Annotated in this window: 13 protein-coding genes; 7 read left to right on the top strand and 6 right to left on the bottom strand. The window is 68.7% G+C overall.

Annotated elements, in window-relative coordinates; all coding sequences use genetic code 11:
* Window positions 1–174 precede the first annotated feature (174 nt).
* Window positions 175–645 carry a hypothetical protein gene (locus tag ACWFR4_RS45770; protein WP_453657561.1) on the top strand — a complete coding sequence of 157 codons (471 nt, stop codon included), beginning with the start codon at window positions 175–177 and terminating at the stop codon, window positions 643–645.
* 783 nt (window positions 646–1,428) lie between these two features.
* Here ACWFR4_RS45770 and ACWFR4_RS45765 read toward each other — a convergent pair.
* Window positions 1,429–2,316, bottom strand: a complete 888-nt coding sequence (locus ACWFR4_RS45765; RefSeq protein ID WP_453657560.1) for a hypothetical protein — start codon at window positions 2,314–2,316, stop codon at window positions 1,429–1,431.
* 482 nt (window positions 2,317–2,798) lie between these two features.
* Here ACWFR4_RS45765 and ACWFR4_RS45760 point away from each other — a divergent pair, with 482 nt between their 5' ends.
* On the top strand, window positions 2,799–3,302 hold the full coding sequence (locus tag ACWFR4_RS45760; RefSeq protein ID WP_453657558.1) for a DUF4232 domain-containing protein: 504 nt from the start codon (window positions 2,799–2,801) through the stop codon (window positions 3,300–3,302).
* Between the two features lie 404 nt (window positions 3,303–3,706).
* Here ACWFR4_RS45760 and ACWFR4_RS45755 read toward each other — a convergent pair whose 3' ends face one another.
* Window positions 3,707–4,270 carry a hypothetical protein gene (locus ACWFR4_RS45755; RefSeq protein ID WP_453657556.1) on the bottom strand — a complete coding sequence of 188 codons (564 nt, stop codon included), beginning with the start codon at window positions 4,268–4,270 and terminating at the stop codon, window positions 3,707–3,709.
* A gap of 895 nt (window positions 4,271–5,165) precedes the next feature.
* On the opposite strand from ACWFR4_RS45755, the gene ACWFR4_RS45750 reads away from it, so the two are divergent.
* The gene (locus tag ACWFR4_RS45750) at window positions 5,166–5,714 is read left to right on the top strand and encodes a CGNR zinc finger domain-containing protein (protein WP_453657554.1); all 549 of its coding nucleotides are present in this window, start codon (window positions 5,166–5,168) and stop codon (window positions 5,712–5,714) included.
* Window positions 5,715–5,768: 54 nt separating this feature from the next.
* Here ACWFR4_RS45750 and ACWFR4_RS45745 read toward each other — a convergent pair whose 3' ends face one another.
* From ACWFR4_RS45745 to ACWFR4_RS45735, 3 genes are all read right to left on the bottom strand, one after another.
* Window positions 5,769–6,614: a prephenate dehydratase gene (locus ACWFR4_RS45745; protein WP_453657550.1), complete on the bottom strand. Its 846-nt coding sequence runs from the start codon at window positions 6,612–6,614 to the stop codon at window positions 5,769–5,771.
* 378 nt (window positions 6,615–6,992) lie between these two features.
* Window positions 6,993–7,910, bottom strand: a complete 918-nt coding sequence (locus ACWFR4_RS45740; protein ID WP_453657548.1) for a TIGR03619 family F420-dependent LLM class oxidoreductase — start codon at window positions 7,908–7,910, stop codon at window positions 6,993–6,995.
* A gap of 22 nt (window positions 7,911–7,932) precedes the next feature.
* Entirely contained in the window at window positions 7,933–8,358 is a 426-nt protein-coding gene (locus tag ACWFR4_RS45735; RefSeq protein ID WP_453657546.1) for an organic hydroperoxide resistance protein, read from the bottom strand.
* Between the two features lie 214 nt (window positions 8,359–8,572).
* Here ACWFR4_RS45735 and ACWFR4_RS45730 point away from each other — a divergent pair, with 214 nt between their 5' ends.
* Window positions 8,573–8,773 carry a hypothetical protein gene (locus tag ACWFR4_RS45730; protein ID WP_453657544.1) on the top strand — a complete coding sequence of 67 codons (201 nt, stop codon included), beginning with the start codon at window positions 8,573–8,575 and terminating at the stop codon, window positions 8,771–8,773.
* Window positions 8,774–9,075: 302 nt separating this feature from the next.
* On the opposite strand, the gene ACWFR4_RS45725 is transcribed toward ACWFR4_RS45730, so the two are convergent.
* Window positions 9,076–9,957 (bottom strand): helix-turn-helix transcriptional regulator, encoded by an 882-nt coding sequence (locus tag ACWFR4_RS45725; protein ID WP_453657542.1) that lies wholly within the window; start codon window positions 9,955–9,957, stop codon window positions 9,076–9,078.
* 218 nt (window positions 9,958–10,175) lie between these two features.
* Between ACWFR4_RS45725 and ACWFR4_RS45720 the strand changes: the two genes are divergently transcribed.
* The 3 genes from ACWFR4_RS45720 to ACWFR4_RS45710 all read left to right on the top strand — a co-directional run bounded on the left by ACWFR4_RS45720 (window position 10,176) and on the right by ACWFR4_RS45710 (window position 13,140).
* Window positions 10,176–11,153, top strand: a complete 978-nt coding sequence (locus tag ACWFR4_RS45720) for an aldo/keto reductase (protein WP_453657540.1) — start codon at window positions 10,176–10,178, stop codon at window positions 11,151–11,153.
* A gap of 66 nt (window positions 11,154–11,219) precedes the next feature.
* The gene (locus ACWFR4_RS45715) at window positions 11,220–12,248 is read left to right on the top strand and encodes a zinc-binding dehydrogenase (RefSeq protein ID WP_453657538.1); all 1,029 of its coding nucleotides are present in this window, start codon (window positions 11,220–11,222) and stop codon (window positions 12,246–12,248) included.
* Window positions 12,249–12,321: 73 nt separating this feature from the next.
* A complete protein-coding gene (locus ACWFR4_RS45710) occupies window positions 12,322–13,140 on the top strand; it encodes an aldo/keto reductase (RefSeq protein WP_453657536.1) in 819 nt (272 codons plus the stop codon).
* Window positions 13,141–13,410 lie beyond the last annotated feature (270 nt).

Here is a 13,410-nt window from a genome sequence, read left to right as displayed (position 1 = left end):
CCCCGTTGCCGCGGCGATGCTGCGCATCGCCACCACAGGATGCGATTCCTCCCGGGGGTGAACCCCCGGGGTTCCTCGCAAGAGCACGCTGAACTTGGATGAGCACTCTCGGGCTGGTGAGGTCTGCCGCTGATCCGCCAAGATCTGTGCGTGACGAAACACGAAGCGGATCTGGTGGCCTTGCTGGGCGAGCTCGACGATCCAGAGTGGCTGGAGCGGCCCCGGCACTACGACCGTGGTGAGACCGGCACGCTGTTCAACGGTCTCGTGGCACGGCTTGAGGACGACTTCGCCACGTCATGTGTCAGTGAGCGGGACACGCAGGACTCCAGTGAGTACGGGAGGGTCACCGTACCGGCAGATGTGACTGTGTGCGGAACCCGAATCGTCGTCTGCGTGAGCAAGTTCGGTTCCCTGGCGCTGGTCTGCGCCGACAACCCTGGCGCCTTCCTCGGCACCGGGGAGGCGCAAGCCGAGGGTGAGTTGGACGCTGCGGATCTGGAAAAGGTCAATGCAGCGTTGGCCGACCTCGGGTACGCGATCGTTCCCGAGGAGCTGATGGAGTGCGAGTACGCCGGGCCGAGCCAGTTGCCCTGGCACGTTCAGCGACCCACCTGGTGGCACCGCTTCTTCGGCAGCTTCTGACGGTTGCGCGGCGATGGACAGACCGGCGCCGGCCAGGCAGTCGTCGATCATGTCCGCCCGGTACCGGAGCTGCTTGAGCCGGTGCTCGACCGCGGGGGTTACCTCGCTGAGGGCGGCATCGGCGAGGTTGTCGATTTCAACAGCCGCCATATGCCCTCTGCGGTGTACGCGACATGGAATCGTCGATGGGCTATGCGGGTTGTGGCCACCATGGACGCATGAGTAGCCGGCGGATGACGGATTGAGTACGTCGGTTCATGCGCGCGGCGGCATGAGTTCGCAGACTGCCGGCATGGCAGGGCACATCTATTGGCAGACGCCGGGCTGGCGATCTCGACCATGCTTGCCGTCTGGGCAGTTGGGCGGGCGGCCGTGCGGCTGTCGCTGCGTGCGATGTTCCATGGGTTCGGCGAGCAGCACCGTGCCTCGCTCCGCGTGCGCGACGCAGCGGCGGCGCTCGCGTCCATCGCCGTGACTGCAGCCGCCCCGTTGGTGATGTGGTGGGGTTGGCGGCACGGGTACTGGTTGATGTGCGCCGCCCAACTGGCCTTGCCGCCGGGCATGGTGGTGCGGCTGCGCTACAGGTACGACTGGCATCCTTCGCGACGCCTGGCAGGGGGGCGGAGGGCGGCCTCGACCACCAGGGATTGAACATCCTCACGATCTGTAGTCCCGTTTCCGGTCCCGCAGGAAAGTCGCAGGTCAGACGGCCTCTTGCCCGGAGGACGGGACTGTGACGGGCCTCAGGGTCGCAGTCGTCCGCTGCACAGAGACTGCAAGCGCCTAGTAGTGCTCTCCACGGCGCGGATGCACGTCGACCCCGATGCCGGGCACCCACAGTTCGCCGTCGTCACCGGCACTGATGTCCCAGGCGGTCACTTCGTCCGGGCACGTGGTGCCGCGGGCCCGCAGATCGGTGACGACCACTCGCGCCAGTGCGGCGGCTGCCGTCGGGTCCGTCTCGGGCAGCGTGGTGCGCCACCATCGGTGTTCGTCCACGTTTTGCCAGCCCCTCGCGCACATCTCCGTTGCACGCTCGGGCGTTTGCTCGTGATCTCGGTCCTCGATGGCGACGTGGAACTCGCGGTCCGTGTCCGACGGATTGAAGGACACGATCATGGTGCGCCCCCGGTCCCGGGACGCCCGGAGCTTGAAGCCCGCCCAGTCGCCGGGGGCCTGTACGGGCATGTGCTCCGCCCAGGAGGCGAGCATCCCTGCCAGTCGCTCCTCGGCCGACGCCCAGTCGTCTGCTGCTGCGTGTCCGTTGAAGGTCCAGCCGTGATCGTGGCCGGGGCCTTGGCGGTCCAGCTGCCACGCGTAGGGCTGGCGGCCCGAGTCGAAGCTCCAGAACTCGTCCCGGGCGAACGATTCTGCCTGGTGCGCGGACAGCGTCGCTACGCCGTGGTCCCCGGACAGCAGCAGTGTCCGCTCGCGGTTGCTCCACCGCACGCTGGGCCCATGTGCGGTGCCGCCCAGCAACGTGGGCCGGCCGACGCGCGCCACGATGGCCTCGTAGATCGGCCGCAGGGCCTCACGGCGTTCGACCAGGCCGTTCTCCTCCTTGTGCATCAGGATCGTGAATGGCCGGTCCAGCTCGGCATCGCCGTGGGTGAGAAGGATTTCTGCGAGATCCGCCGCGTTCTGGTGGACCACGCCCGTGGTGTGAGTCATGACGATCATCCTGGCAGCTGCCGCTGACATCGCCGTCTGCCAGTGGCGATCAGGGACTGGCCGACGCCTGGACGGCTGACGCCCTGCTCACCTTGACCAGAGGGTTGGGGTACAACCCTCCGTGCATCATGTGGTCGGGGTGGGCACAGCGCGCCCTGAGCCGGGTGGCGACGAGCACCGTCAGCCTCTCCCACCCGCTGGCATGCGCTGGCGATGTCGTCGGCGTGGCACGTACCGCAACCGGTCAGATCGCCGGCCTTCCATTGCCGGGCACTGCAGCGCAGCGGGCGCCGGGGGCGGGCGACGACCTCGTGGCCGGGCGTTCCGGGCGGCCGCCGGCCCGACACCGTCGTGCGGCGGTTGCCGTCATGGCCGTGACGATCTTGGGACATTCCCGGAGGGTGCGAGGGGGCATTGGATATAGCGACCATGGTTCCGTTGGAGAGCACCCGCGGGGCCATCGAGCTAGGCAAGGATTGCTCATGCGTACCAACCGCAAGACCGCCGTCACCCTCGTCGCCGTGCTGCTTGCCGCCGCGGCCCCCGCAGTTGCGCAGGCTTCCCCTTCGACCGGAAGCGGCACCGCCCCCTCGGCATGCCGTCCGGCCAACCACACCGCGAAGATCACCGAGGCGCCCGCGAGCGCGGGGCACCACCACTACCGCGTCACCCTGAGGGCGCCGCGCGGGTACGACCCGTGCGAACTGGCCGGTTCTCCGAACGGCGTGCGGTTCTCCGACCACGGCTCGCAGACCCGGATCACTGTCGGCCAGTACGGTGACCAGCGCGCCGTGGTGACCTTCGGCCCCGGCCACCCGGTGCACTTCGACATCCAGGTCCCCAACCACGCCCGCCAGGTCTCCGCGGACGAGGCATCGTTCACGCTCCAGGCCCCGGACGGGCAGATCCCCGGCACGTCCTTCGCTCAGGGCAGGCTGAAGGTCGCCACCGGCACCCTCATCGGACCGTTGGAGCAAGGGGCCTGACCGCCCCTGCGCACCCGGCGGCGGTCCGCAAGGCTGCGATCACGTGTGCCCGCACGGCGCTGCGCGGACGCCGACTGCGCCTGTACGTGCAGAGTGTGACCGACGCTTTGGTGGCCGAGGGTAACGACGGCACCGCCGGTCTCGACATCCGCGCGACCACGCCCCAGCGCGACGTCACCGCCCGCAGTCTCTGGCGTTGCCGCGTCAGGGCGGGTGTGAGTGTGCTCAAGTGGGAGTCACACCCGGAGATGGTCATGTGTCCCGTCGAGATATGTCGACCTCCACGTCGACCTCAGCCTCGGCCCCGCCTCAGCGGGTGGTCGGACGACGCAACATGGTCGGCGCCTTCGCGGCACCGGCCATGTTCGAGGGAGGGATTGGCGGATCTGTCCGGGCCGTCGCAGTTACTGCGCGTCCGGCTTCACGAGCGTGTACATCACTGAACGGTGCTGCTTGTGGCGCCGGATACGGCCCTTGGCAACGAGAGCCTCAAGGGCGTTGCGGACCACCTGTGGGGTCGGTGCCCTGTCCGGGTGCTTCTCCAGCAGGTCGTCGCGGAGTTCCTTCGCCGGACGGGGCTCGTCGGACGCTGCGAGCAGCTCCGTCAGGAGCTCCCCGAGCAGGGGCTGGCGCTGCCTCTCCTGGGTGCTCGCTTTGCCGGAGCTCTTGGCCGACCGCGTCGCGGCAGGGCGACGGGCCTTGCCGGCAGAAGCGGTCGCGGGTTTGCCGGAGGGGCGCCGCCGCGTGAACGTGGCTTCGTCCTGGGCCTGTTCAGGCAGCGCTGGTGCCTCCGCGAGGTCGTGGAGGCGCTCCGTGAGGCTCAGGATGTCGGTCAGGAGCGCTTCCTCCTGCTTCAACATTTTGAGCTTCTCGGACAGTTCCCGTTGCCGGCGACGGTTCTCCTTCAGGTCCGACGCGGCCTGCTCGACGTACCGCAACCGGAGCGTCTCGGCTGATTGGCTGGGCACAACCGGTTCACTCTCCCTTGGATTGAAATGGGTGGCACACATGGTACTCAGGGCGGTGACGCCCACCGAGGCCTGCGAGAGGCTGCCTTCTCCGCCGGCCTGGGCGTATGCCCTCTCTTCCGAACACATTCGTGTGCGGCGAGAAATGTCGACGCCGGCTCGGCGGCAATGTATCTGTCTCTGGTTGTCGTGCGCTGATCTGTGCACTGACCCGAACGTACCTCTCGGGCGAGCCAGGTACATAGAGGAACGCACATGTGACCTGACGCGCCCGGCTCCCTCATCTGCAAGACATGTGGCGCATAAGTTCCGCCGCGCATGTGTCGACGGCCGGCCGGGTCCGGCATCCGTCGACGGCATCAAAAAGAGAGAATTCGGGACGGCTCAGAAGGTCATGGACCCATGGCCAACCCTTCCAGGTGACCGCGGTCCGGGCCTGGCGCAATATCGACCTCTCGTGGGGATGGAGAGTCCCGGCCGCGGCTGGCTCCCGTCAATCGCCACCTGGTCATCGACTGAGTCCGCAAACCGCACGTGCGCAGCGAAGTGGTGGGAGCCCACCCGAGGATCCGCCGTTCGGCGCCATGGCATCGACAGGGTCGACGATTCCCTCGTCACCGGCTCGCTGCGGGCAGACCGTGTCGTGGTGATGGCAGGCTGCTCGGGCTGTCACCCGAGCTTCGTGCGGCCCTGGTCCACATCCACCTGTGCGACCGGACCGTCCACGAGACTGCTGGCATCCTCGGAGTGCCGACGGGTACGGACAAGTCCCGTCGGTGCAACGCGCTCCGGGGACTGCGAGCCGCCTCGGGCGCGACGTGTGTGGATCGCCCGAGAATTGTGGGGAGCAGGCCGGGGCATTGCATATTCGTCAGTCACCGGTCAATATGGTGACGTGAACCATGCATTCCCTTGTGGGACGCTCCCACTCGACTTCGTCGGCACTCTGCGTGCGCGCCGCAATGCCGCACCGGCAGAGAAGCTTGCCACGCCCGACCTGCTCGACGACTGGTTTGTCGAGTCCAAGATGCTCGATGCGCCTCCGGAGGCGGACGAGGTCGACCTGTTGACCGCGATCGACCTGCGTGAGGTGGTCTATTCGCTGGTGGCGGCGCGCCTCGCGGCCGAGCCCCTGCGCGCCGCCGGTGTCGCCGAGCTGAACCGGCACGCCACGGGCCTGCCGGTGAAGGCGCAGCTCGGGCCGGACGGAGTGGTGCACACGGGGTCCGTCTCCCAGGGCCTCGCGGCCCTCGCGCGGGAGACGGTCGAGATTCTCGGCGGCGACGAGGGCGCGCTGCTGCGGGAGTGTGCCCGCCCCGAGTGCACCCAGGTCTACCTCGACCGTTCGCGAGGCCACCGGCGCGAGTGGTGCGCCATGAGGACCTGCGGCAACCGGGTCAAGGCCGCTGCCTACCGGGCGCGCCAGGGCGGCGCCACGGCCTGACGGGCGACTGCCCGGGCCGGGCTCACATGAAGACGGCCGCCGTGTCGCGGTGCCTCAGGCGGTTCGCTCGCGCAGCCGGTGCGGGTGCGCCGGGTAGACGCCGAGGACGCGGACCTCGGAGGAGAAGAAGCGCAGCTCCTGCAGGGCGAGCGCGACACCGGGCTCGTCGGGGTGTCCCTCGACTTCGACGTAGAAACAGCTGGGGTTGAGACCGGCGCCCATCTGGTAGCTCTCGATCTTGGTCAGGTTCACCGCGTTGCTGGCGAAGCCGCCAAGGGCCTTGTAGAGGGCGCTGGGGATGTTCCGTACGGCGAAGAACAGGCTCGTCATCGTCGGCTCGTCCGTGACCGGGGCGAAGACCGCGTCGCGGGAGAGGATGACGAAGCGCGTCGTGTTGTCCGGGTCGTCCTCGACTCCGTCCTGCAGCACTTCCAGACCGTAGTGTCGTGCCGCAGCGGGCGGGGCGAGCGCCGCATGCCGGACATCGCCCAGCTCCGCCACCTCACGGGCCGCGCCCGCCGTGTCGTCGGTGACGAGCGTGCGCCAGCCCCCCGTGCGCAGCACCTTCCGGCACTGGCCGAGCGCGTGCACATGACTGCGCACGTACTCGACCTGGTCGAGCGAGGCTCCGGGGACGCCCACGAGGTCGAAGTGGATGGCGAGGAAGTACTCGGCGATGACGAAGAGGCCCGATTCCGGCAGCAGATGGTGCACGTCGGCGACGCGTCCGGCGGCCGAGTTGTCGACGGGGATCACCGCCACGTCGGCGGAGCCGAGCGTCACCGCGTCCAGAGCCTGCTCGAAGCTCGTGCAGGGAAGCTCCGTGCATCCGGGGAACAGGTTCTGGGCACCGGTCGCCGAGTTGGATGCGTATTCGCCCTGGTATGCGACTCTCGTCACGGGATGTCACCTTCGGTGGGAGAGCTGGCGTCGTCGGTCAGCAGGAGATCCACCGTAGACCGAACGTGCTGAAGCGCCGCGAAGCTGTCCACGACGAGAGACTCGAGAGGGCGGTACCCTCCTCGTTCGTCGGGGGAAACGGGACCGCGGGCTCATATGCGGCCGTCACGACGCCGTGCACCAGAGCGGCGGCCCGCCGTGTTGCTCCTGTAAGGGGACACGAGCGGCGAGGGGATCAGCTGTCTTGGCCTGACGTCGATGCGCAGGTCCGCGGTGAACCCGAGCCGCTCGTGACGCAGCAGCGCTGCCGGTTCGGTCGCCACAGCGCACGGGACCTCCTCGGGGTGCCCTGGGCGGAGCAGGACTGACCGGCCTCTGTCAGCCTTTCCGTACGCCGGCGATGAAGTGGCCCGCTATGTCGATACGTTCGTCGAGGGACGCGGGCGATTGCCCGAGATCGATGAAGAGTTCGTGCACGCCCGCCTCGGCAGCGGCACGCGCGTAGTCGATGTACTGGCCGAGCGTTCCGGACCGAGGGAATTGCTCCGGCTCGGCCTCGACGTCCGTCAGGGCCGGGTTCACCCGCAGCGCCATGCGCAACCCGGCGGGGTCGCGGTCCGCTTCCTCCGCCTCATCGACGATCGTCTTCCACATACCCATGAGGCGGGGCAGCGGCATGGCCACGGGCAGCCAGCCACTGGCCCGCCGGGCGACCCGGCGCAACCCGGCCGGGCTGAACGCGGCGAGCAGGATGGGCGGACCGGGCCGCTGCTCGGGCTTCAGTCCGACGACGGTCTCCGGAACGGTGAACAGCTTTCCCCGGTGGGCGAATTCGTCCTCGGCCCAGTACGTCTCCACGATGTCGAGCGTCTCGTCGAGGCGGGCGCCCCTGCCTTCCCAGGGCACCCCCACGGCCGCGTACTCCTCGGGCATCCAGCCGAGACCGAACCCGACGTCAAGCCGGCCACGGCTGAGCACGTCGAGGGTGGTCAACGACCGGGCGAGCATCAGGGGCGGGTGCCACAGGCCGTTGAGCGTACTGGTGCCCAGCCGGACGCGGCTGGTGTGGGCGGCGGCGAAGGCCAGGCTCGTCAGCGGGTCCATGTGGTTCTCGTAGATCCGCGGCATCACCCCGTCCTGGCTCGGATAGGGCGAGCTCGGCGAGCGGGGGGCGAGTATCCGGTCCCCCGTCCACAGAGAGTCGTACCCGAGGTCCTCCGCGGTGCGGCTGACGGTGATGACACCGTCCGCGTGGGCGTCGGTACCGAAGGTGGGGAGGGCCAGACCCAGGCGCATGTTCTTTCTTCCTCCGGGGGTGTCAGACGGTGGTGGCGTTGATGATGACGGGGATGTTGTCGCGTGTCGCCTTTGAGTAAGGGCAGAGCTGGTGGGCGGCGTGGGCGAGTTCGTCGGCGGTTGACTGGTCGACGCCCCCGAGTTCGACGTTGAGGACGGCGCTGAGGTTGAACTCGCCGTCCTCGCCGCGGGTGAGCGTGGCGTTGACCGTGATGGCCGTGCTCTTGAGGGCGATCTTGCGCTGGGCGGCGGCACGGCGGACGGCGCCGAGGAAGCAGGCGCCCCAGCCCGCGGCGAAGAGCTGCTCGGGGTTGGTGGCGCCGCCGGCGCCGCCGAATTCCTTGGGAATCGGGAGAGGGGCATCGAGCTCTCCGTCGCTGGAGCGGACGCGGCCTCCGTTGCGACCCTCGCCGCTGACGGTGACGTTTCCGGTGTAGCTGACTGACATGGTTGTTGACTTCTTGCGGGGTGTGGAAGTCCGATGCCTTACATGTGGGTCACCGGTTGGAATGGTGACTAGCTTGATCACGTCATGTGTGCCTGTCAAGGGTGCCGTGGAGTGAAGTAACCCTCTTGACAGGTTACGAAGGGAGGTGCAGTCTGGTTGTCATCCAGGCAGTACACGGGGTCGCGATCGACGACTGATGAGATGGGGACGGACCATGGACAAGGCAGTCGTGATGGACGCCGAAGCCGCTACGGCGGCACGGCGTGCGCGGTACGGCAAGCTCCCCGCGCGGATCCGTTTCGAGGACATGACCGAGGACGTGGAGGCCGAGGCGCGCGTCGGGGCGAACGCCGCGTACGACCCTGAACGCTCGTGGAACTACTACTCGTGCCTGGCCTTGGATCTAGGGCTCTAGGTCAGGGGGAGGGGCAGATCATGAACTCGATCGAGCACCCCTTGGTTCCGGGCCGGCCGAGCAAGGATCGGGAGGCGCCTACCTCGCGTCTCCGCCGCTCGCTGCCTGGGCATCGCGCCAGGAACCCTGCTGTCGACAACCCTGCTGATGCACCCGCGGGAAGGAGCCGGGCAACGCCGAGGCGTACCAGGCAGCACTCCGGCAAGTAGCCGAGAGTGCCATCCGCGAAAGCGGGAACGGCAGCGCAGCAGCCAGTTGTGCGTGGCGGCCGGACGACAGCATCGGGTCAGCGCGAGCGGGGGTCAACTCGGTTGACTTGCTGTGTTCGGCGTCGTGGCGGAGGCGGTCATGTCGAGCAGGAGCAGGGCGTCATGGTCGGGGGTGCCGGGTTCGGCGGTGTAGACACCGATGCGCTGCCCGGGGGTGCCTTCCACGTGCAGCGACTGCGACGTGAGGGTGACCGTGCCGACTTGGGGGTGATGGAACGTCTTGTGTGCGGGCTTGCGCCCGGTCACTTCGTAGCGTTCCCACAGGCCCGCGAAGTCTGGACTCTTCAGGAGGAGTTCGCCGACGAGGTTGGTGAGGTCGGGGGCGTCCGGGGCCGTGCCGGCGATGGCGCGCAGGCGGGCGACGCATCCGGTGATCTGCCGGTCCCAGTCGGTGAACAGGTCGCGGGCTGCGGGGTGCAGGAACAGGTAGCGGGCGAGGTTGCGCTGCTTTAGCGGCCAGTCGTCCAGGCCCGCGTAGAGGGCGAGGCCGCCGGGGTTCCAGGCGAGCATGTCCATGCTCCGGCTGATGACGTAGGCCGGGTTCGGGCGCAGTGATTCGAGCAGCAGCTTGAGGTGGGGGCGCACGGTGCGGCTGGGGGCGGGCGGCGGTTCGGGGGTGTAGCGGGCGGCGAGCTCGCGCAGGTGCTGGTGCTCCTGGTCGTCCATGTGCAGGGCGCGGGCGAGCGCGTCGAGGACAGCGGGGCTGGGGCGGGTCTCTTTGCCCCGTTCCAGGCGGACGTAGTAGTCGATGCTGATGCCGGCGAGGGTGGCCAGCTCCTCGCGACGCAGGCCGGGGGTGCGGCGGATGCCGGTGCCGACGGTGAGGCCGACGTGTTCGGGGCTGGTCTGGGTGCGGCGGGCGCGCAGGTAGCGGCCCAGCTCGGCGCCCTCGCTGTGCGCGCTCTCGGATGCCATGCCTCCAGTCTCACCCGCTGATCCCCCGACGGGCAGGCGAGAGGGGGGCCCTGTCATTACCCCCGAAGAGCCCGCCCTGCCACGGGGGCGCAATCCAGGCGAAGGTGAAGGAGCAAGACGCCGGTACCCCGGCCGCCGCCAGAGCCGCCGCAGGCACGATCTGGCTGGTCAGGCGCGAGTGAGGGTGCCGGGCGACGCCACGAACCGAAGAGGGCGAAATGCGCTACATCAAGCTGCGTGACCTGGAGGTTTCCCGGATCGGACTGGGGGCGATGGGGATGTCCCACGGCTACACCGGTTCCGGCACCGACGAGGCGGAGTCGATCAGGACCGTGCACCGGGCGTTGGAGCTGGGTGTCACGCTCATCGACACCGCCGAGATCTACGGCCCGTACACCAACGAGGAGCTTCTGGGCCGGGCCCTGAAGGGTCGCCGTGACCAAGTGGTGCTGGCGACGAAGTTCGGTCTGGTCTCCCACGCCGGGGACGGGGCGTGGAACCTGGACTCCAGTCCGTCCAACATCCGCACCGCCGTCGAGGGCTCCCTGAAGCGGCTGGGCACCGATCACATCGATCTCTACTACCAGCACCGGGTGGATCCCGACACGCCGGTCGAGGAGACCGCCGGCGCCGTCGGCGAGCTGATCACCGAGGGCAAGGTGCGCGCGTTCGGGCTCTCGGAGGCGGGCCCGGACACGATCCGCCGCGCGCACGCCGCCCAGCCGGTCACCGCGGTGCAGTCGGAGTACTCGCTGTGGACCCGGGGGATCGAGGAGCGCGTCCTGCCGGTGCTGCGGGAGCTGAACATCGGCCTGGTGCCGTTTTCCCCGCTGGGCCGCGGATTCCTGACGGGCACCGTCCGCTCCACCGACCAGTTCGACGCCTCCGACTTCCGGCGGGACAATCCGCGCTTCTCCGGCGAGAACTTCCAGCGCAACCTCGTGATCGCCGACGAGGTGCAGGCCCTGGCCACGCAGGTCGGTGCCACGCCCGCGCAGGTGGCGCTGGCCTGGCTGCTGGCCCAGGGCGACGACATCGCCCCGATTCCTGGCACCAAGCGGGTCAGCCGCGTCGAGGAGAACACCGCCGCCGAAGCGATCACGCTGACCGGCGAGCAGCTCCACAAGCTCAGCAGCCTGCCGCCCGCCGCAGGCGACACACACACCGAGACACAGGCGCAGATGCTCGAACGCTGATCCCGCCCCTGGTACGGCGCGCCCCTGGTAGCGCCAGCCCGCCCCTCGTTTGGAGTAACACCTTTCATGCGTGCAGCCATGATGTACGGAGCCGGAGACGTCCGCGTCGAGGACCGGCCCGACCCGAAGATCGTCAAGCCCACCGACGCGGTGGTGCGCACGGTGGCCGCATGTGTGTGCGGCAGCGACCTGTGGCCCTACGGGGCGATGCCCACCACCGACACCGGCCGCCCCATGGGACATGAGTTCCTCGGCGTCGTCGAGAAGGCCGGCGCGGACGTGACCGGGTTCAAGACCGGTGACCTGGTCGTCGCGCCGTTCACCTACAGCGACAACACCTGCGACTACTGCGCCAAGGGCCTGCACATCTCGTGCCGCAACGGCGGCCGGTACGGGTTCGACGGCGTCGACGGCGGACAGGGCGAAGCCGTCCGTGTCCCGTACGCGGACGGCACTCTGGTGAAACTGCCAGTGGCCGCCGACTCCGCGCTGGTGCCGTCGCTGCTGGCGCTGTCCGACGTGATGACCACCGGGCACCACGGAGCGGTCACTGCCGGCGTCGCGCGCGGGGACGCGGTGCTGGTCGTCGGTGACGGCGCGGTCGGCCTGTGTGCGGTGATCGCCGCCAAGCGGCTCGGTGCTGAGCGGATCGTGCTCGCCGGCCGCCATGAGGCGCGCACCGGTCTGGGCCGCGAGTTCGGTGCCACGGACGTGGTGGCCGAGCGCGGCGAGGAGGGCATCGCCCGCATCCGCGAGCTGACGGGCGGCGTGGACAAGGTGATCGAGGCCGTCGGCACGCGCCAGGCCCTCGACACCGCCCTGGGTGCGGTCCGGGACGGCGGCACCATCAGCCGCCTGGGCGTCCCGCAGTACGAGCAGGGGCCGATCGGACCCGCCGAATTCATGCGCAACATCACCCTCACCGGCGGCGCCAGCCCTGCCCGCGCCTACATCGAGCAGCTGCTGCCCGACGTCCTGGACGGCACCATCGCCCCCGGCCGCGTCTTCGACCGGACGTTCACCTTCGACCAAACCCCGGACGCCTACCGGGCCATGGCTGACCGCCAGGTCCTCAAGGCCCTCATCACCCCCTGACAACCCCCCCAGCCAACCTCCAGCAAAGGAACATTCCCCCATGCAGTACGTGACCTAGAGCAACGGTGTCGAGATGCCGCTCCTCGGATTCGGCGTCTACCAGATCCCGGCCGAGGACACCGAACGCGCCGTGTCCGACGCGCTGGCCGCCGGCTACCGCCTGCTGGACACCGCCGCGGCCTACGGCAACGAAGAAGCTGTAGGCCGCGCTGTCAAGTCCAGCGGCATCAACCGCGACGACCTCTTCGTCACCACCAAGCTGTGGGTCCAGGACGCCTCGGCCGAGGACAACACGAAGCGCGCCTTCGAGACGTCCCTGACCAAGCTGGGACTGGACTACCTCGACCTGTACCTGATGCACCAGCCCTACGGCGACGTCTACGGCCAGTGGCGCGCCATGGAGGCACTCAACCGCGAGGGCGCGGCCAAGGCGATCGGCGTCGCCAACTTCTATCCCGACCGCCTGATCGACCTGATCGCCAACAACGAGATCACCCCTGCGGTCAACCAGATCGAGACCCACCCGTTCTTCCAACGTGCCGACTACCAGGACCTCATGCGCGAACACGGCGTGCAGATCCAGTCCTGGGGCGGTTTCGCCGAAGGCAAGAACGACCTGTTCACCAACCCGCTGCTGGCGGAGATCGGCAACGAATACGGCAAGTCGGTAGCACAGGTCGTGCTGCGCTGGCTCGCCCAGCGCGGCGTCATCGCCATCCCCAAGTCGGTGCGCGCCGACCGCATGGCCGAGAACATCGACGTCTTCGACTTCCAGCTCACCGACGAGCAGATGGGCCAGATCGCCACCCTCGACACCGGCGGCTCCCTGTTCTTCGACCACCACGACCCGGAGATCGTCGCCTGGCTCGCCAAGCGCCGCCTGGACGCCTGACCCGCACCCGCTCCGGGGCGAGCGGCAGGCGGCACCGCCGACCGCTGCACAGGGCGCGGGCAAGGCGTTGCTCGCGTCAGGTTCGAGGCCGACAGCGCGGTCCGGTTCTTCGCGACTAATACCGAGTCGCGGCCCAACGGCACCTTCTCCTTGCGCTCTGGTGGGACTGACGCTTTAGGCACTGTTTCTCGGATCATGTACGGAGCCAGATCAGGAGTGCTGCGAGTGTGACGGTGCCGAGGTAGATGTAGGCCCGTTTCTCGTAGCGGG

This window comes from Streptomyces sp. NPDC055140 (genome assembly GCF_053607285.1).
This window is presented reverse-complemented; position numbering and strand designations above follow the sequence as displayed.

Excerpts from the sequence above, each read along its gene's own strand:
- ACWFR4_RS45765 (WP_453657560.1), bottom strand. The coding sequence starts at position 2,316 with ATGACTCACACCACGGGCGTGGTCCACCAGAACGCGGCGGATCTCGCA.
- ACWFR4_RS45760 (WP_453657558.1), top strand. The coding sequence starts at position 2,799 with ATGCGTACCAACCGCAAGACCGCCGTCACCCTCGTCGCCGTGCTGCTT.
- ACWFR4_RS45740 (WP_453657548.1), bottom strand. The coding sequence starts at position 7,910 with ATGCGCCTGGGTCTGGCCCTCCCCACCTTCGGTACCGACGCCCACGCG.
- ACWFR4_RS45735 (WP_453657546.1), bottom strand. The coding sequence starts at position 8,358 with ATGTCAGTCAGCTACACCGGAAACGTCACCGTCAGCGGCGAGGGTCGC.
- ACWFR4_RS45730 (WP_453657544.1), top strand. The coding sequence starts at position 8,573 with ATGGACAAGGCAGTCGTGATGGACGCCGAAGCCGCTACGGCGGCACGG.
- ACWFR4_RS45725 (WP_453657542.1), bottom strand. The coding sequence starts at position 9,957 with ATGGCATCCGAGAGCGCGCACAGCGAGGGCGCCGAGCTGGGCCGCTAC.
- ACWFR4_RS45720 (WP_453657540.1), top strand. The coding sequence starts at position 10,176 with ATGCGCTACATCAAGCTGCGTGACCTGGAGGTTTCCCGGATCGGACTG.
- ACWFR4_RS45715 (WP_453657538.1), top strand. The coding sequence starts at position 11,220 with ATGCGTGCAGCCATGATGTACGGAGCCGGAGACGTCCGCGTCGAGGAC.
- ACWFR4_RS45710 (WP_453657536.1), top strand. The coding sequence starts at position 12,322 with ATGCCGCTCCTCGGATTCGGCGTCTACCAGATCCCGGCCGAGGACACC.